Source organism: Variovorax sp. Soil_C_26 (assembly GCF_057657075.1).
The window spans coordinates 187423-204834 of sequence record NZ_JBDGJC010000007.1 but is presented as its reverse complement, the minus strand read 5'-3'; the positions used below and the strand labels follow the sequence as shown (position 1 = coordinate 204834).

13 protein-coding genes are annotated in these 17412 nt (G+C 69.1%); 7 read left to right on the top strand and 6 right to left on the bottom strand.

The genetic code is table 11. The features are described 5' to 3' along the window. Window positions 1–14 precede the first annotated feature (14 nt). Genes AC3A6G_RS20560 through AC3A6G_RS20550 form a run of 3 tightly spaced genes read right to left on the bottom strand, consistent with a single transcriptional unit; the run spans window position 15 to window position 5203 of the window. Entirely contained in the window at window positions 15–1961 is a 1947-nt protein-coding gene (locus tag AC3A6G_RS20560; RefSeq protein WP_487874426.1) for an alkyl/aryl-sulfatase, read from the bottom strand. 48 nt (window positions 1962–2009) lie between these two features. Further along, a complete protein-coding gene (locus AC3A6G_RS20555) occupies window positions 2010–3689 on the bottom strand; it encodes a GMC family oxidoreductase (protein WP_487874425.1) in 1680 nt (559 codons plus the stop codon). Further along, a complete protein-coding gene (locus tag AC3A6G_RS20550) occupies window positions 3686–5203 on the bottom strand; it encodes a coniferyl aldehyde dehydrogenase (RefSeq protein WP_487874424.1) in 1518 nt (505 codons plus the stop codon). Before AC3A6G_RS20550 ends, AC3A6G_RS20555 begins: the two co-directional genes overlap by 4 nt. 109 nt (window positions 5204–5312) lie before the next feature. Here AC3A6G_RS20550 and AC3A6G_RS20545 point away from each other — a divergent pair, with 109 nt between their 5' ends. Further along, on the top strand, window positions 5313–6380 hold the full coding sequence (locus tag AC3A6G_RS20545; RefSeq protein ID WP_487874423.1) for an AraC family transcriptional regulator: 1068 nt from the start codon (window positions 5313–5315) through the stop codon (window positions 6378–6380). 9 nt (window positions 6381–6389) lie between these two features. Here the strand turns inward: AC3A6G_RS20545 and AC3A6G_RS20540 are convergent, their stop codons facing one another. Next, entirely contained in the window at window positions 6390–7277 is an 888-nt protein-coding gene (locus AC3A6G_RS20540; RefSeq protein ID WP_487874422.1) for a DMT family transporter, read from the bottom strand. Window positions 7278–7379: 102 nt separating this feature from the next. Here AC3A6G_RS20540 and AC3A6G_RS20535 point away from each other — a divergent pair, with 102 nt between their 5' ends. Together AC3A6G_RS20535 and AC3A6G_RS20530 are read left to right on the top strand one after the other, a co-directional pair. Beyond that, on the top strand, window positions 7380–8150 hold the full coding sequence (locus AC3A6G_RS20535) for a hypothetical protein (protein WP_487874421.1): 771 nt from the start codon (window positions 7380–7382) through the stop codon (window positions 8148–8150). Next, window positions 8147–8629: a type II toxin-antitoxin system VapC family toxin gene (locus AC3A6G_RS20530; protein WP_487874420.1), complete on the top strand. Its 483-nt coding sequence runs from the start codon at window positions 8147–8149 to the stop codon at window positions 8627–8629. Before AC3A6G_RS20535 ends, AC3A6G_RS20530 begins: the two co-directional genes overlap by 4 nt. Before the next feature lie 28 nt (window positions 8630–8657). On the opposite strand, the gene uvrA is transcribed toward AC3A6G_RS20530, so the two are convergent. Next, window positions 8658–11744: an excinuclease ABC subunit UvrA gene (gene uvrA / locus AC3A6G_RS20525; RefSeq protein ID WP_487874419.1), complete on the bottom strand. Its 3087-nt coding sequence runs from the start codon at window positions 11742–11744 to the stop codon at window positions 8658–8660. A gap of 18 nt (window positions 11745–11762) precedes the next feature. Next, the gene (locus tag AC3A6G_RS20520) at window positions 11763–13145 is read right to left on the bottom strand and encodes a chloride channel protein (protein ID WP_487874418.1); all 1383 of its coding nucleotides are present in this window, start codon (window positions 13143–13145) and stop codon (window positions 11763–11765) included. Window positions 13146–13259: 114 nt separating this feature from the next. Here AC3A6G_RS20520 and ssb point away from each other — a divergent pair, with 114 nt between their 5' ends. The 4 genes from ssb (at window position 13260) to AC3A6G_RS20500 (ending at window position 17357) form a co-directional block, all read left to right on the top strand. Beyond that, on the top strand, window positions 13260–13823 hold the full coding sequence (ssb, locus tag AC3A6G_RS20515) for a single-stranded DNA-binding protein (protein ID WP_487874417.1): 564 nt from the start codon (window positions 13260–13262) through the stop codon (window positions 13821–13823). A 316-nt stretch (window positions 13824–14139) separates the two neighbouring features. Continuing rightward, window positions 14140–16005 carry a sensor histidine kinase gene (locus tag AC3A6G_RS20510; RefSeq protein WP_487861385.1) on the top strand — a complete coding sequence of 622 codons (1866 nt, stop codon included), beginning with the start codon at window positions 14140–14142 and terminating at the stop codon, window positions 16003–16005. Window positions 16006–16012: 7 nt separating this feature from the next. After that, window positions 16013–16771, top strand: coding sequence for an energy-coupling factor ABC transporter ATP-binding protein (locus AC3A6G_RS20505; protein WP_487874416.1), 759 nt, complete (start codon window positions 16013–16015; stop codon window positions 16769–16771). Then, window positions 16764–17357, top strand: a complete 594-nt coding sequence (locus AC3A6G_RS20500) for an energy-coupling factor transporter transmembrane component T family protein (RefSeq protein WP_487874415.1) — start codon at window positions 16764–16766, stop codon at window positions 17355–17357. Before AC3A6G_RS20505 ends, AC3A6G_RS20500 begins: the two co-directional genes overlap by 8 nt. Window positions 17358–17412 lie beyond the last annotated feature (55 nt).

The window sequence follows — 17412 nt, the reverse complement described above, 5'->3', positions numbered from 1 at the left end:
ATTGTTTTCTGTCTTCAGGGCGTGACGATACCGAACAGCGGATCGAACTCCTCGAGGTTCGTGAAGATTGCACCGAGCGCCTTTGGATCGCCTTCGAGCCGCGCCTCGCCGCTTTCGACCAGCTTGGGCAGGGGCACCTTGGCCAGCAGCATCTTGAAGAAGGCCGGCTGCGTGAGCGACAGCGTGGCTTGCGGCGCCGCGAGCTTGCGACCCTTGGTGTTGTTGAGCACGGCGTTCGACAGCTCGAGCGCATAGGTCTCCTGGCTGTCGGTGAAGTTCACCTGCACGCCGAGGTTCAGTCCGTCGACCTTGCGGTGATTCAACCGCACCGCGAGGAAGTCGAAGATCAGCTCGGGCGTCATGCCGCGCACCATGTCGGGCCCCTGGCTCGACAGGCGGATCTTGCGGATGCCGTTGCGCAGCTCCTGCGCGCCCACGAGGTAGGCGTTGCGCCACACGCCCGACTCGGCCTGGTAGCCGAGCTGCTCGAGGATGTCGGCCTGCAGCAGGCGCGCCTTCTCGTTGCCGGGCTCGGCCATCACGGCGTTGTTGTTGAGCTCGGCGGCCCAGCGGTAGTCGCCTGCGTCATACGCGCTGCGGGCCTTGGCCATCACGGCCTCGGCGCCACCGATGGCCGCGACGTAGCGCTTCGCGTTCTCGGCCGGCGGCAGCGGGTCGAGCGTGGCGGGGTTGCTGTCGTAGTAGCCGAGATAGTAGTTGTAGACGCCGCGCAGGTTGTGGCTCAGCGTGCCGTAGTAGCCGCGCGTGGAGAAGTCGTTGCGCAGCCCCTGCGGGATGTAGCCCACGTTGCCCAGGTCGTTCATCTTGGCGCCCTTGTTCGCCAGGTTCAGCGCGGCGTCGTGCATGTAGCGGTAGATGTCGCGCTGGTTTGCCAGGTGCTTGCGGATGCGCTCCGTGCCCCACACGGGCCAGTGGTGGCTGCGGAACGCGACCGCCGCTTCCGGTGCGAAGTCGATCATCTCGTTGATGTACTTGCTCCAGCCGAGCGCGTCGCGCGCCTTGGCGCCGCGCACCGTGTAGATGTTGTGCATGTTGGCGGTCACCACCTCCGACAGGCACAGTGCTTTCAGCTCGGGGAAGTAGAAGGCGAACTCGGATGGCGCCTCCGAGCCGTTGGCCATCAGGAACACGATGCGCTGCCCGTCGACCACGCGTTCCTCGCCGGTCTTCTTGACGTAGTCGGTGGGCGCGATCAGGCCCATGCTGCCGATGCTCAACCCCTTGCCGAGACCGCTGCCGACGCCGCCGCGCTCGCCGAAGGGCAGCGGTGTGCCGAACTGGTAGTGCGCGCGCCGCGACATCGCATTGCCGGCCAGCACGTTCTCGGCCACCGCATGGTCCATGAAGCCCTCGGGCGCGATGACCGGCACCTTGCCCGCCTTCACGTCGGCCTCGTCGACCACGCCGCGCACGCCGCCGAAGTGGTCGACGTGGCTGTGGGTGTAGATGACGGCCACCACCGGCCGCTTGCCGAGCTTCTCCATCGCGAACGCAAGCGTCGCCTTGGCCATCTCGGCCGTGAGCAGCGGGTCGATGACGATCCAGCCGGTCTTGCCGGCGACCAGCGTCATGTTGGCGAGGTCGTAGCCGCGGACCTGCCAGATGCCCTCGGTGACCTTGAACAGGCCCGCCTCGTTGTTGAGCTTCTCCTGGCGCCACAGGCTCGGGTTGACCGAGGCCGGCGCTTCGCCCTGGATGAAGCCGAACTGGTTGCCGTCCCAGACGGTGTTGCCTTGGGCGTCCTTGACGAGCGTGTCGGGCAGGCGCGCGACGAGGCCGCGCGCGGCGTCCTCGAAGTCCTGCGGGTCGGCGAGGGACAGCGCCGCACCGAACTGCCGGTTGGCTTGGGCGGTGGTGGCGGTGGCCGGCTTGGGATCGTGCGCTTGCGCGGACAGTGCGGCGCACAGGGCTGCGGCGAAGACGATGGGCTTGATGGACATGGTGTCTCTGTGATCGGAACGGAAAAGAGTCGTGGTGCGTGCGACAGGTCAGGCGAGTGCGGGCATCGGCACGGAAGTGGCCGTGGGCTGGGAGGCTGGCATGGCGCGGTCGGCCGTGCGCGCATCCTCCAGGATCATGTCGGCCGCCTTCTCGCCGATCATGAGGGTCGGTGCATTGGTGTTGCCGCCGATCACGGTCGGCATCACCGAGGCATCGACCACGCGCAGGCCCGGCACGCCGTGCACGCGCAGCCGGGCGTCGACCACCGCCATGCCGTCGGCGCCCATGCGGCAGGTGCCCACGGGGTGGTATTGCGTGTCGGCGCGGTGGCGGATGTCGCGCGCCAGGCCGGCCGGGTCGTCGGCGCGGGTGGGGTAGAGCTGCTTGCCGCGCACGCCGTCGAACGGGCGCGACTCGATGATGCGCTGCTGGATCTGCGCGCCCCTGACGAGCAGGTCGAGGTCGCGGTCGTCGCTGAGGAAGCGCGGATCGATGTGCAGCGCGTCGCGCGGATCGGTGCTGCGCAGGCGCACCTCGCCGCGGCTGTGCGGACGCAGCACGTCCACATGGCACGAGATGCCGTGGCCCAGGTGCAGCTTGCGCGCGTGGTCGTCGACGATCGCGATCACGAACACCAGCTGCAGGTCGGGCACCTTCACCGCGGGGCTCGACCGGATGAAGGCGCCCGCGCCCGCGAAGGGGCTGGTGACCATGCCGGTGCGCTTCCTCTTCCACTCGAGGATCGCCGAGGCGAAGCTCGCGCCGCCGCGCGCCGAGACACCGAAGCTCGCGGTGTGGCTGGCCACGCGCCAGCTCTGCACGTAGTCGATGTGGTCCTGCAGGTTCTGGCCCACGCCGGGCAGGTCCTGCAGCACCGGAATGCCCATCTGCCGCAGATGCTCGCCCGGCCCGATGCCCGACAGCATCAGCAGCTGCGGCGAGCCGAAGGCGCCCGAGGACACGATCACCTCGCGGCGCGCGCGCACCTGCTTCAGTTCGCCGCCCTGGTGGTAGGCCACGCCGGTGGCGCGACCCTCGTGCATGAGGATGCGCGCCGACACCGCATGCGTGCGCACCGCCAGGTTCGGCCGCGACAGGTGCGGCGTGAGAAAGCCCTTGGCCGCGCTGCAGCGCTCGCCGTTCTTCTGCGTCACCTGGTAGATGAAGGCGCCTTCCTGCTGCGCACCGTTGTAGTCGGGCGTGAGCGCGATGCCCTGCGCGGCCGCGGCGTCGAGGAAGCACTGGTTGAGCGGGCTCACGTGCTGCGCATAGGTCACGTTGAGCGGACCGCCGGTGCCATGGTGGCGCGCGTCGCTGCCGAAGGTCTCGTTGTGCTCCGAGCGCTTGAAGTACGGCAGCACGTCGTCATACGACCACCCGGCATTGCCCAGCGAGGCCCAGTGGTCGTAGTCCCAGGGGTTGCCGCGCACGTACAGCATGGCGTTGATCGAGCTCGAGCCGCCCAGCGTCTTGCCGCGCGGCTGGTAGCCGCGGCGGCCGTTGAGGCCGGCCTGCGGCACGGTCTCGAAGCCCCAGTTGTTGATCTTGGTGGGCATCATCGCCACCACGCCCGCCGGCGCGTGGATCAGCACGCTGCGGTCCGGACCGCCGGCCTCCAGCAGGCAGACGCTGATGCCGGGGTGTTCGCTCAGGCGCGCGGCGAGCACGCAGCCGGCGGAGCCGGCGCCGACCACGACATAGTCGAACGCTTCTTCGGGATGGCTCATGGCGCGGTCTCCTTCAGCGGCTTGGCCGCTTGTGCTTGTTGTTGTGGTGGTGGTGGAACGGATGCCAGCGCGGGATCGGCCTGGCCCAGGAAGTACTTCAGCGCCAGGCGCTGTACCCAGTTGCCGTAGGGCGGGTAGAACAGGCCGATCGGATAGAAGCGGTGCCGCTTGAACACGGTCTTGGCATGCGAGAGCTCGCGAAAGCCTTCCTCGCCGTGGTAGGTGCCCATGCCCGAGTTGCCGATGCCGCCGAACGGCGCGTCGTGGTTGATGGTGTGCCAGCCCCAGTCGTTGAGCGTGACGCCGCCCGAGTGCGTGCGCTGCAGCACGCGCTCGCGTTCGGCCGCGTCGTGGCTGAAGCAGTACAGCGCGAGCGGACGCGGGCCGGCGTTGATGTGCGCCACGGCGTCGTCGAGGTCGTCGTACGGCAGCACCGGCAGGATGGGCCCGAAGATCTCCTCCTGCATCAGCCGCATGCCGGGTGCCAGGCCGGTGACGATGTGCAGCGGCATCTGCCGGCCGGCGCCGGGCAGGGCGCAGGCCTCGACCTGGGCGCCCTTGGCGCGCGCGTCGTCGAGCAGTGCCTGCAGGCGCGCGGCCTGGCGGTCGTTGACGATCGCGGTGTAGTCGTGCGAGCCCGCGAGGCTGGTGCCGAACATCGCGGCGAAGCTGGCCTTCACCTGCGCGACGAATTCGTCCACGCCCTCGCGCGGCACCAGCGCGTAGTCGGGCGCGACGCAGATCTGGCCGGCGTTGGTGCCCTTGCCGTGCGCCACGCGGCGTGCCGCCTCGGCCAGCGGAAAGCCGCGCGCCACCAGCGCCGGCGACTTGCCGCCGAGTTCCAGCGTCACCGGCGTCAAATTGTCGGCCGCGGTGCGCATCACGATGCGGCCCACCGCCGGCGAGCCGGTGAAGACGATGTGGTTGAACGGCAGCGAAGTGAAGGCGTTGGGGTCTTCCAGCTCTTCGCCCACCAGCGCCACCTCGTCCTCGGAAAAGGCTTCGGCCAGCATGCGGCGCAGCACCGCATTGGTGGCCGGCGTGACCTCGGGCATCTTGATCATCACGCGGTTGCCCGCCGCCAGCGCCGCAGCCAGCGGGCCGAGCGCCAGGTACACCGGAAAATTCCACGGCACGATCACGCCGACCACGCCCTTGGGCTGGTACGTGACCTTCAGGCTGTTGCTCAGGAAGAGCAGCTCGGGCCGACGCCGGCGCGGGCGCATCCAGCGCGCCAGGTGCGACAGCGAGTGGTTGATCTCGAGCGTCGCGCCGAGCACGTCGAGCATCTTCGATTCGGCCGGCGAGCGGAAGCCGAAGTCGCTGCTCATCGCCTCGGCCAGCAGGTCCTGGTAGCGGTGCAGCTGCTGCCTCAGGCGCCGCAGGCCGGCCTGGCGTTCGTTCGCAGCGGGGTAGGGCGCGCGCGCACAGGCCGCGCTCTGGGCCGCGAGCAGGGCATGCAGGCGGGAGGTGGCTTCGGCAGCGGAATGCGCGGGGAGGGAGCGGTCGTTCATGGTCGCGCAGTGTGTGCGCGCCCCTCGCGCTTTCACGAGGTTGATGCGCGCCAGCGGCAGGTGAAAATGCGCCAACACCGCCAACACCGCCAAAACTAGTGAAAACCCGATGGACCTGACGGCTTCCGAATCTGCCCACGGCCACGGCCGGGACTGGCAGGCCGCGGCGCACAGCATGCTCGGCCTGGGCGCGCTGGTGGCCGAGATGGGCGACCACGGCGTGGCGCCCGAGGCGCTGCTGCAGGGCACCGGCCTCAGCCCGCGCCAGCTCGTCGATCCGCAGGCGCTGATGTCGCAGGCGCAGAAGATCACCATCTTCCGCAACGCGCGCCGCCTGTCGCCCGAGCCCGACCTCGGCCTGCGCGCCGGCGCCCGCCAGCGGCTCAGCGACTTCGGCGTCTATGGCTATGCGCTGGCCAGCAGCCCCACCTTCGGCGCCGCGGTGGCGCTGGGCGTGAGCCACATCAAGCTGGCCGGGCCGGTGCTCGAGAAGCGCTTCCGCGTCGAGGGCGACACCGCCATCTTCGAGGGCCACGACGTGGTCGACCTGGGCGAGCTGCTGCCGATGGTCACCGAATACTGGTTCGCCTCGGTGCACAAGCTCTGCACCTGCGTGCTGGAGGCGCCGCTGCCTTCTCGCCTGCTGATGCTGCCGTATGCGCGCCCGGCGCATGCGCGGGCCTACGAGCGGCTGTTCGGCTGCCCGGTGCGCTTCGGCGCCGGCACCATGGAGTGGCACTTCGATGCCGCGGTACTCGGTGCCCCGTGCCCCAACGCCAACCCGATCACGGCCGAGCTCTGCGTGCAGATGTGCGAGCGCCTGTCGCGCAGCCTGCCCGAGGAGTCGGATTTGGAACGCAGCATCCGCACCGCCTGCTTCAACAGCTGCGGCGACTTTCCGGGGCTCGACGAAATGGCCGTGCGGCTGGGGCTGTCTGTGCGCACGCTGCAGCGCCGGCTGACCGAGCTGGGCCGCCGCTACCACGACATCGTCGACGAGGTGCGCGCATCGCTCGCTATCGAGTTCCTGACCCAGACCACCCTGTCGGTCGAGGAGGTGGGGCAGCGCGTGGGCTTCTCGGAGGCGACCAACTTCCGCAAGGCCTTCCGCAAGTGGACCGGGCAGGCGCCGGGCCACTACCGCGGCCGGCAGGCGGCGGACGAGGCGGTGGCCTGAGCCGGATGCTCAGGCTTTCAAAGCGCGCGCCGGCCACAGCACCGACGCGATCGCCACCATCATCAGCGCCACGGCCACGCCGTCCTGCCAGTGCACGACCTCGCCGAGCCACACCGCGCCGCTGAAGACGCCGAGCACCGGAATGAACATCACGCTCAGCGTCGAGGCCACGGGAGGCAGGCCGCGCGCGAGGTAGAACCATGCGGCATGCGCGAAGCCGAAGATCAACACCGCGTTGTAGCCGATCGCGCCCCAGGCCACCGCGCTGGGCCAGCGCAGCGGCTCTTGCTCGAACAGCAGCGAGAGCACCGTCATCACCACGGCGGTGAGTGCCGTCATCCAGAACGACAGCGTGAGCGTGGGCAGGCCGATGCGCGTGTGGCGCAGCAGCTGCGTGCCGAGCGCCCAGGTCGCGGCCGCCACGAGCGCCAGCGCCACGTAGCCTGGCCGGCCGGCCAGGCCGGTGAGTTCGTGCCACAGCAAGAGGCCCACGCCGATCGTGCAGGCGCCCACGCCGACCCATGCGCGGCGCGTGAGCACCGCGGAGAACAGCAGCGCACCGATCACGGCCGAGAACACCGGCATCGTGTAGCCCAGGATCGCCGCCCGCCCGCCCGACAGCGCCTTCACCGCAAGGATGATGCAGGCATGCCAGACGAACATGTTGGTCGCGGCCAGCCACAGCAGCTCGGGCCAGGCGCTGCGCGGCACGCGGAACGGCACCTTCATCCACACCAGCGCCAGCGCCAGCACCGGCAGGCCGAGCCAGATCGAGATGGCCCGGAAGGCCAGCGGCGGATGGTCGGCCACGCCGAGCTTCATCACCGGCCAGTTGAGGCCCCATGCCAGGGTCAGGAGAACGAGCAGGGCGAACTGGCGCGGGGTGAAGGAGGGCATGGGGCGCGATTGTGGCGCGGTGCGCGCAATCGTGCAGGCGTGCGGCGAACGGGGTGCGAACGACTGCTCCAGAAAAAGCACCTGGCGTCCTAGAATGATCCGATGGAAGCGCAGGCGCTATTGATCACTCTTCATGACGAATCGGCGGGGTATGAAATCTCGCCGGACAGGGTGCCGCTGTCCGTGCTTCGCAGCTTCGCCAAGGACGTCGACGAGTTCTTGCGCGGAGACGGCAACGATGTCGATACCACTGCACTGGAGATCTCCGTTGTCAAAGGATCGCTCGGCATCCGCACGGCACCCACGGCGAATCCTGTTCTGATGAACGACTTGCAGAGGCTTGCGAGCGATCAGCTGATGGAGGGGATTTCCGCGAAGCGGCGTGCCGTCGTCGAGCGGTGGCAGAAGCGCGTGCGTGGCAGCCGGGGCTCGCGCGTGAGCATCGCTGCCGATTTCCTGCGCACGGCCATCATCGTCAGTGCCGACTCTGATTTCAGGGCCGACGATGCCGACCAGTGGGTTCGCGTCGAGCGATATGTTCGGGGCGAAGTGGAGGACATGGGGGGGCACAACAAGCCGAACGCGCACATTCGCCTGCCCGATGGAAAGACACTGCTGGTCGACGCGGCGCGCGAGATGTTGCGCGACGAAAAGGTCAATCGCCTCTACAAGCCGGCAATGATCCGGATCGTTGCCGAGTACAACGTCGTGACACGCGAGTACCGCAGTGCGCGATTGCTCGAGTTTGTCGAGCATGAGAGCCGGCTCGACGAGAAGGAACTGGGGCGCCTGACCGAGCGCGGTGCGAAGGCGTGGCGCGATGTTCCGGATGCAGGCACCTGGATCGACGAACTGCGGGGAAGCAAGGAGTGAGTGCGATCCTGCTCGATACGAGCTACCTGATCTCGCTTGCCGATCCCGGGCGTGCGCATCATCAAACGGCGGTGAGCTACCTGCGAGAAGCCTTGCATCGTGGCGTGCCGCTCTATCTGTCTGCGGTGGCGGCCTCGGAATTCCAGGTCAAGCAAGCCGTGACCGACCTGCCTTTGCGCAATTTCGAAGTGCTGCCTTTCAACATCGACCATGCGATGACAGCCGGGCTGCTGATGCGCAACCTCCGGCGTGATGCGGCCGACGATCGCAGCGCCGTGAAAGACGATCTCAAGCTGATCGCCCAATCGATCTGCGAATCCTTGACCCACATCCTGACGGAAGATGCGCAGACGCTGGTGAAGTACCTGCGCCGGTTGAACAAGGCGGGCGCCTGCGCTGTTCAGCCGATCCTGCTGGCCGAGGGGTTCGATCCGGCCTGGTTCGACAACGGACAGCGAGATCTGCTCCCACCGGCCTGAGCAGAGCGCGGGCCACTGCTCAATCGGGCTACAACAACCGCTTCAAATACCGCCCCGTGTGGCTCGCCGCGTTGGCCGCGATGTCCTCCGGCGTGCCTTCGCCCACCACCAGGCCGCCGCCGGCACCGCCTTCGGGGCCCATGTCGATGAGCCAGTCGGCGGTCTTGATCACGTCGAGGTTGTGCTCGATCACGACGATGGTGTTGCCCGCGTCGCGCAGCTGGTGCAGCACCTTGAGCAGCAGCTCGATGTCGGCGAAGTGCAGCCCGGTGGTCGGCTCGTCGAGGATGTAGAGGGTGCGCCCGGTGTCGCGCTTGCTGAGCTCCAGGGCGAGCTTCACGCGCTGCGCCTCGCCGCCCGACAGCGTGGTGGCCGACTGGCCGAGCTTGATGTAGGAGAGGCCCACGTCGAGCAGCGTGCGCAGCTTGCGCTCGATGGTCGGCACGGCCTTCAGGAACTCGTGCGCGGTCTCCACCGTCATCTCGAGGATCTGCGCGATGTTCCTGCCCTTGTACTGGACCTCGAGCGTCTCGCGGTTGTAGCGTTGGCCGTGGCACACCTCGCAGGGCACGTACACGTCGGGCAGGAAGTGCATCTCGACCTTGACCACGCCATCGCCCTGGCAGGCCTCGCAGCGCCCGCCCGCCACGTTGAAGCTGAAGCGGCCCGGGCCGTAGCCGCGCTCGCGCGCGGTGTTGGTCTCGGCCATCAGCTCGCGGATCGGCGTGAACAGGCCCGTGTAAGTGGCCGGGTTGCTGCGCGGCGTGCGGCCGATGGGCGACTGGTCGACGTTGATGACCTTGTCGAAGTACTCGATGCCCTCGACCGCCTCGTGCGGCGCCGGCTCCTCGTGCGCGCGGTAGAGCGTGCGCGCCACGGCGGCGTAGAGCGTGTCGTTCACGAGCGTGGACTTGCCCGAGCCGGAGACGCCGGTCACGCAGGTCAGCAGGCCGACCGGGAAGGCGACGCTCACGTTGCGCAGGTTGTTGCCGGTGGCGCCGACCACGCGGATCTCCTGCAGCGCGCTCTGGGAGGCGAGGTGCGCGGCCTCGCGTGCCGCGCGGCGCTCGGCCGCCGGGCTCGGCGGGAAGCGCGAGGCCTTCTTGCCTTCGTTGAAGGCGGGCTGCTTCACCACCGGCAGCCAGGCGGTGCGGTGCTTCGGCACCTCGATCTTCTTCGTGCCCGAGAGGTACTGGCCGGTGAGCGAGCCGGGATTGGCCGCCACCTCGGCGCAGGTGCCCTGCGCCATCACGCGTCCGCCGTGCACGCCGGCGCCCGGGCCCATGTCGATCACGTGGTCGGCGGCCTGGATCATGTCCTCGTCGTGCTCGACCACGATCACGCTGTTGCCGATGTCGCGCAGATGCTTGAGCGTGCCGATCAGGCGGTCGTTGTCGCGCTGGTGCAGGCCGATGCTGGGCTCGTCGAGCACGTACATCACGCCCGTGAGGCCCGAGCCGATCTGCGATGCGAGCCGGATGCGCTGCGCCTCGCCGCCCGAGAGGGTCTCGGCGCTGCGGTCCAGGCTCAGGTAGTTGAGGCCCACGTCGTTGAGGAACTTGAGCCGCAGGCCGATCTCCCGCACCACCTTGTCGGCGATCTCGGCCTTGGCGCCGCGCAGTTTCAGGCCTTGGAACCAGGCATGGCTTTCGCGCAGCGTGAGGTGGCTCAGTTCGAAGATCGCCATGCGCGGGGGATCGCCACCGTCGGCGGGACGGTTCGCCTCGTCGACCAGGAACACGTTGCGCGCCTCGGGGCGCAGGCGCGAGCCGCCGCAATCGGGGCAGGGCTGCAGGTTGCGGAAGCGCGCCAGGTCTTCGCGCACCATGGCCGAATCGGTCTCGCGGTAGCGCCGCGTCATGTTCGGGATGATCCCTTCGAAGGGGTGCTTTTTCGTGAGCTTCTTGCCCGCGAAGTTGCCCGACTCCATGGTGTAGTTGAACTTGATCTCCTCGCTGTCCGAGCCGTAGAGCAGCACCTGCTGCACCGAGGCGGGCAGCGACTCCCAGGGCGCGTCGGCGTCGAACTTGTAGTGCTTCGCGACGCTCTCGATCATGCTGAAGTAGTAGCCGTTGCGGCGGTCCCAGCCCTTGATCGCGCCGCTTGCGAGCGAGAGCGACGGGAAGGCCACCACGCGCACCGGGTCGAACACCTCGCGGTGGCCGAGGCCGTCGCAGCTCGGGCAGGCGCCCACGGGCGAGTTGAAGGAGAAGAGGCGCGGCTCGAGCTCCGACAGCGAGTAGTGGCAGATCGGGCACGCGAACTTGGCGTTGTACAGATGCTCGCGGTCGGGCGTGCCCTCGGCGCCGAGCTCGAGCGCGATGGCGCGGCCCTCGGCCAGGCGCAGCGCGGCCTCGAAGCTCTCGGCCAGGCGCTGCTGCATGTCGGGGCGCGCGCGCAGCCGGTCGATGACGACGTCGATGTCGTGCTTCTCGGTCTTCTTGAGCTTGGGCAAGTCGTTGTATTCGTAGGTCTGCCCGTCGACGCGAAAGCGCACGTAGCCGGCGGCCTGCATCTCGGCGAAGAGCTCGAGGAACTCGCCTTTCTTCTCGCGCGCCACGGGCGCCAGAATCATCAAACGGGGCTCGTTCGGGATCGCCAGCGTGGCATCGACCATCTGCGACACCGTCTGCGCCTGCAGCGCCAGCTGGTGCTCGGGGCAGAAGGGCGTGCCGGCGCGTGCGTACAGCAGCCGCAGGTAGTCGTGGATCTCGGTCACGGTGCCCACGGTCGAGCGGGGGTTGTGGCTCGTGGCCTTCTGCTCGATGCTGATCGCGGGCGACAGGCCCTCGATCACGTCGACGTCGGGCTTGTCCATGAGCTGCAGGAACTGCCGCGCATAGGCCGACAGGCTCTCGACGTAGCGCCGCTGCCCTTCGGCATAGAGCGTGTCGAACGCCAGGCTCGACTTGCCCGAGCCCGACAGGCCGGTGATCACCACCAGCTTGTTGCGCGGAATGTCGAGGTCGACGTTCTTCAGGTTGTGGGTGCGCGCACCGCGGATGCTGATGCGCTGCTGCGCGAGCACCGCGCCCAGGTAGGCGTCGCGCTCTGCTTCTTCTGTGTCAGTGGCTCTTTGGTTCAAGGGGGCGATCGTCCGAGGGCAACCGGACATGATAGACCGCCGTCGATTTCATGGCGAGCGGGTGGGTTGGGGCGGCGGCTCCGGCGCGGGGGCTTCCGGCGCCGGATGCACCGGTTCGGTGCTGCCGATGGCGCGCCCGACCATGTGCTCGGCCAGCGTGTCGTAGAGCGGCCGGCTGATCATGCGCGAGACCAGGCTCGCGAGCATCGCGGCGGCCATGAGGCTCAGCACCATCGCATGGCCGCTGACCATCTCCATGACGATGATGAAGGCCGTGAGCGGCGCCTGGGTGACGGCCGCCAGGAAGCCGGCCATGCCCATCGCGATGAGCGCGGGCCCGAGGTCGCTGCTCGCAAAGGCGGCCACCGCGTCGCCGATGCCCGCGCCGATCGACAGCGACGGCGCGAAGATGCCGCCCGGCACGCCGCACCAGGCGGTGAGCCAGGTGGCGATGAACTTGAGCGCGGTGTAGAGCGGCGTGAGCTCGTCGTGGCCCTGCAGCATCTGCTTGACCGACTCGGAGCCGGCCCCGAAGGTCACGCCGCCCGTGGCCAGGCCGATGACGGCGATCGCGAAGCCGGCCGCGGCCGCGAAGCGCAGCGGATGGCGCGCGCGCCATTGCTGGATGCGCCCGGCGGTGCCGGTGAGCGAGGCGATCAGGAGCCGCGCGAACAGCCCGCCCGCCACGCCGCTCAGCAGTGCGACCACCAGGCCCGGGCCGAGCGCGTCCCAGCCGAGCCGCGGGACATGGATCACGCCGAAGTAGCTGACGTTGCCGAAGACCGACACCGCCACCAGGCCCGCCAGCACGATGGCGGTGATGATCAGGCCGCTGGAGCGCGCCTCGAGGCGCCCCGACAGCTCCTCGATCGCGAACACCACGCCCGCGAGCGGCGCGTTGAAGGCGGCGGCGATGCCCGCCGCCCCGCCCGCCACCAGCAGCGCGCGGCTGTCGATGGTGGTGCCGGGCGAAAGCCAGCGCCGCGCATGCTGCATCACGCCGGCCGCCACCTGCACCGACGGTCCTTCGCGCCCGATCGACAGGCCGGCGGCGAAACCCGCTGCGCCGAGCCCGATCTTGGCGACCGTGAGCCGCAGCGATGCGAAAAGGAAGCGCCGTTCTTCGGGCAGCGCCGGATGCAGCGCGGCCTTGATCTGCGGAATGCCCGAGCCGCCCGCGCCGGGAAAGAAGCGCAGCGTGCACCACACGATGGCGACGGTGATCAGCGGTGTCGTCAGCAGCACGGCCCACGGCCATTCGCTGTAGAAATGGTGGAAGCGCTCGAAGATCCAGTCGCTCGCGATCGTGAAGCCCACCACGAACAGCCCCGCCGCGATGGCGTAGCCCAGCACGATCGCCCGATCGAGCCAGACCCGGCCGCTCGACAGTTCGGTGCGCAAATGCGCGAAGAAGTCCGGCTCCCTGTTCATGTGAAGGCATTCTGACATTGGCCCACGCCCGTGGCGTCGCCCTGGGCGGGCATCGGGCACAATCCGGGGTTCCTTTTTTCCTCCTCCTTCATCTACTCATCAGGGGCAGTGCATATGGCATCGGTCAACAAAGTCATCGTCGTCGGCAATCTGGGTCGCGATCCCGAAATGCGTACCTTCCCGAGCGGCGACCAGGTCGCGAACGTCACCGTGGCGACCACCGATCGCTGGAAAGACAAGCAGAGCGGCGAAATGCGCGAAGCCACCGAATGGCACCGCATCGTCTTCAACGGCCGCCTGGCCGAGATCGCCGGCCAGTACCTGCGCAAGGGCTCGCAGGTCTACGTCGAAGGCAGCCTGCGCACGCGCAAGTGGACCGACAAGGACGGCATCGAGAAGTACACCACCGAGATCCGCGCCGACCAGATGCAGATGCTCGGCAGCCGCCAGGGCCAGGGCGGCCCTGCGTCGGGCGGCGGCGACGACGACGGCGGCTATTCGCAGCAGGGCGGTGGCGGCTATTCGCAAGGTGGTGGTGGCGGCAGTGGCGGTGGCGGTGGTGGCTACGCGCCCCGCGCGCCTGCTGCGGCACCGCGCGCGCCGGCACCCGCGCCACGCCAGGCGCCGGCCAAGTCGTCGTCGGGCTTCGACGACATGGACGACGACATTCCGTTCTGAAGCCGATCCTTCGGTTTCGCAGGCAAGGGCCGGCTCTTTCGAGGGCTGGCCTTTTTTGTTGGGACGGGGAGAATGTTCGCCACCCACAAGGTACGAACCCGCCCGCATGCCACGGGGCGGGCGCCATCAAAAAGGGACAAGGCCATCTTCTCTTGACCGCAATCGCCATCGAGGTCGTTCCAGCCGGGGGTAACCAGTGAGCGCCCCTGTGCCGCCTCGGCGCCAGGGGTGGCTGTCCAGGAGCCTCTCCGGCGACCGCGCCGCGGCCTTCTGGACCACGACGGTGCTGGTCGCCTCCCTCGCGCTGCTCGCGGGCATGATCGCGACCTTCGGGTTGCGGCAGTCGCCCGCCGAATCCGGCGCCCTGCACCTCACGCAAGCCGAGTGGCTGCTGGCCGAGGCCGAGGGCTTCAGCGAGCCGCCGCGCACGCTCGACAGCCGCACGCTGCCAGGGACCTGGCAGCCGGCCGAGCTGCCGTTCGCACCGCCGATCGCGCTGGTTCGCCAGGCCAGGGACCGGTCCCTGGCCGGTTCAACCCGCATTTCGTGGCTGCGCATCGCCGCGCCGGGCCTGGCGTCCGACGCGGGGGCGATCGCGCTGTTCGCGCGGCGCATCAAGACCGACGGCACCGTGGCCGTGTACGCGAACGGGCAACTGGTCCATCGCGCGCAGGAGGAAGGCCCGCTCTGGAACAGCACCCGCACGCCGCTCTGGGTGGTGATCGAGCGCATGCCGGCAGAGGCGCGGCTCGAGGAGATCCTGCTGCGACTCGAGCACACGCGCAACACCCAGGTGGCGGTCTCCTCGCTGTGGGCCGGGCCCGAGGAAGCGCTGAGCGACCGCTACCAAAGGCGCCAGTGGCTTCAGCAGGACTTGCCGGCCATGCTCAACGCGGCCTTCCTGGCCCTTGGCATGTTCGCGCTGTTCGTGTGGCTGCGGCGGCGCCGCGAAACCATCTACCTGCTGTTCTTCAACCTCGCGATCACTTCCTTCCTGCGCGGGCTGCATTTCTACGTGGCAGTTCCGATCGCCAACGACTGGTTTGCCTGGCTCACGGTCAACTCGCTGTTCTGGCTGGTGGCGGTGGTGCATTTCGCGCTGCGCCAGCTGCATGGGCGCCGGCTGCGCTGGATGACGACCGCCGTGGTGGTGCTCACCGTGCTGGTCGGCGTGCTGACCCTGCCGGCGCTTGCGATCCTGCGGCATCCGCCGCAGGTCACGCCGCTGATCTATTTTGCCGGTGGCGCGATGGGCGCGGCGGTGGCGCTCGTGGGCGGCATCAGCGCGTGGCGCCGCTCGAACGAGGGGCGGCTGGTGGCCGTCGGCATCGCCCTGTGCGTGCTGCTGGGCGCGTCCGACTGGCTGCTGCAGAACAACTTCTCGAGCCCCGAGGGCTGGTACATGGGGGCCTACACCAACGCTGTGACCTTCAGCGTTTTCGGCGTGCTCATGTACCGCCGCTACGTCAACGCCATCGGCGAGGTGGAACGCGTCAACGCCGGCCTGGCCGATCGCCTGCAGGTCCGCGAGGCCGAGCTCGATGCGAGCCACGAGCGGCTGCGCGAGGTCGAGCGGCTGCAGACGATCGGCACCGAGCGCCGGCGCCTGATGCAGGACATGCACGACGGCCTCGGCTCCTCGCTGATCAGCGCGATCCGCTCGGTGGAGGGCGGCGGCATGAAGGAAGAGCAGGTGTCCGAACTCCTGAAGAGCTGCCTCGAGGACCTGAAGCTGACCATCGACTCGATGGAGCCGCTCGAGGACGACCTGCTGCTGCTTCTCGCCACCCTGCGCTACCGGCTCGCGCCGCGGCTCGAGAGTTCGGGCGTGGCGCTGCAGTGGAACGTGCAGGAGCTGCCGCCGCTCGACTGGCTCGATCCCTCGAGCGCGCTGCACATCCTGCGCATCGTGCAGGAAAGCATCGGCAACATCCTGCGCCACACCCGCGCGACCGAGGTCCGGCTTTCGACCGCGCCGGAGGCCGCGGGCGTGCGAGTGACAGTCGAGGACAACGGGCAGGGCTTCGACGTCGAGAAGGCGCTGAGCGGCAGCGGCGGGCGCGGCATGCACAACCAGATGCGCCGCGCGCTGGCGGTCGGCGGCAGCGTCTCTTGGCAATCGGGGCCGCAGGGCACCGTCTTCACGCTGTGGCTGCCGCTGCAGCGCATTGGGGTACATTGACGACCCTTTGCCGCTGCCGACACCCACCGCTCCCTCTTCTGCCGCACCGCGCAGCATCCGCCTCGAGGCGGTCACGCTGGTCCGCGGCGACCAACGCGTCTTCGATGGGCTGACGCTTCGCCTCGACGAAGCCCGCATCGGCCTCGTCGGCGACAACGGCGCCGGCAAGAGCAGCCTGTTCCGCCTGCTCGCGGGGCTCGATGCGCCGCAGCAGGGGCGGGTCGTGGTGCACGGCTGCGACACGCGCGCCGAGCGCCGGCAACTGCCGCAGCACGTCGGGCTGATGTTCCAGAACCCCGACGACCAGATCATCTTCCCGACCGTTGCCGAGGAGCTCGCGTTCAGCCTGAGCGCGCGCGGCGAATCGCGCCAGGCGGCGCGCCGCCAGGCGCACGACTTCCTCGCGCAGCACGGCCTCGCGGCCTGGGCCGGGCGCGCCGTCGGCGAACTGAGCCAGGGCCAGCGCCAGCAGGTCTGCCTGCTTGCGCTGCAGATCGGCCAGCCGGCCACGCTGCTGCTCGACGAGCCTTTCGCAAGCCTCGACCTGCCGAGCCAGGCGCGGCTCGCGGCGCAATTGGCGGCCACCGACCAGCAGGTGATTCTTTCCACGCACCTGCTCGCGCATGTGCGGGGCTTCGAGCGCGTGCTGTGGCTCGACGGCGGCCGGGTGCGTGGCGACGGCCCGGGCCGGGAGATCTGCGCGGCTTATGCCGAGGACGTGCGCCGGCGCGCGCAGGCGCAGCAGCCGGGGGCCGCCGATGCGTAGCCTCTATTCGTCGCACGCCACCTGGATGCACGCGCTGCCCGCCTGGTGCAAGCTCGCGGCGCTGTCGGCCTGCGGCACCTTGCTGGTGCTGGTCGACAGTCCGCTTCTCCTGGCCGCGGCATGCGCCGTGGTGCTGCTGCTTTTTGCGTCGCTCGGGCAGGTCGCCTGGCGCCGCGTGCGCATGCTCGTCGGCATTGCGGTGGCGGGTGCCTTGATCGTCGTGTTCCATGCGTTCCTGGGCTCGCTGCCGCTCGGCGTCGCAAGCGCGCTGCGGCTCGCGAGCGCCGCGGTGCTCGCGCTGATGCTGACGCTGACCACGCGCTTCGAGGACCTGCTGGCGCTGCTCGAAACGCTGATGCAGCCCCTGCAGCGCTTCGGCGTGCCGACCGAGCGGATCGCGCTCGGCATCGGTTTGATGCTGCGCTTCGCCGAGAATTTCTACGTGCAGTGGCAGCGCCTCGACGATGCCCACCGCGCCCGCAGCGGGCAGGGCGGCGGGCTGCGGCTGCTCGCACCGCTGACGATCCGCACGCTGCAGACCGCCGAGCGCGTGGCCGATGCCCTCGCGGCCCGCATGGGTCGCTGACCGGCCGCGCGAGGCACCGTCGCTTTCTCCATCCATCCACCCACACCGCCTTGCC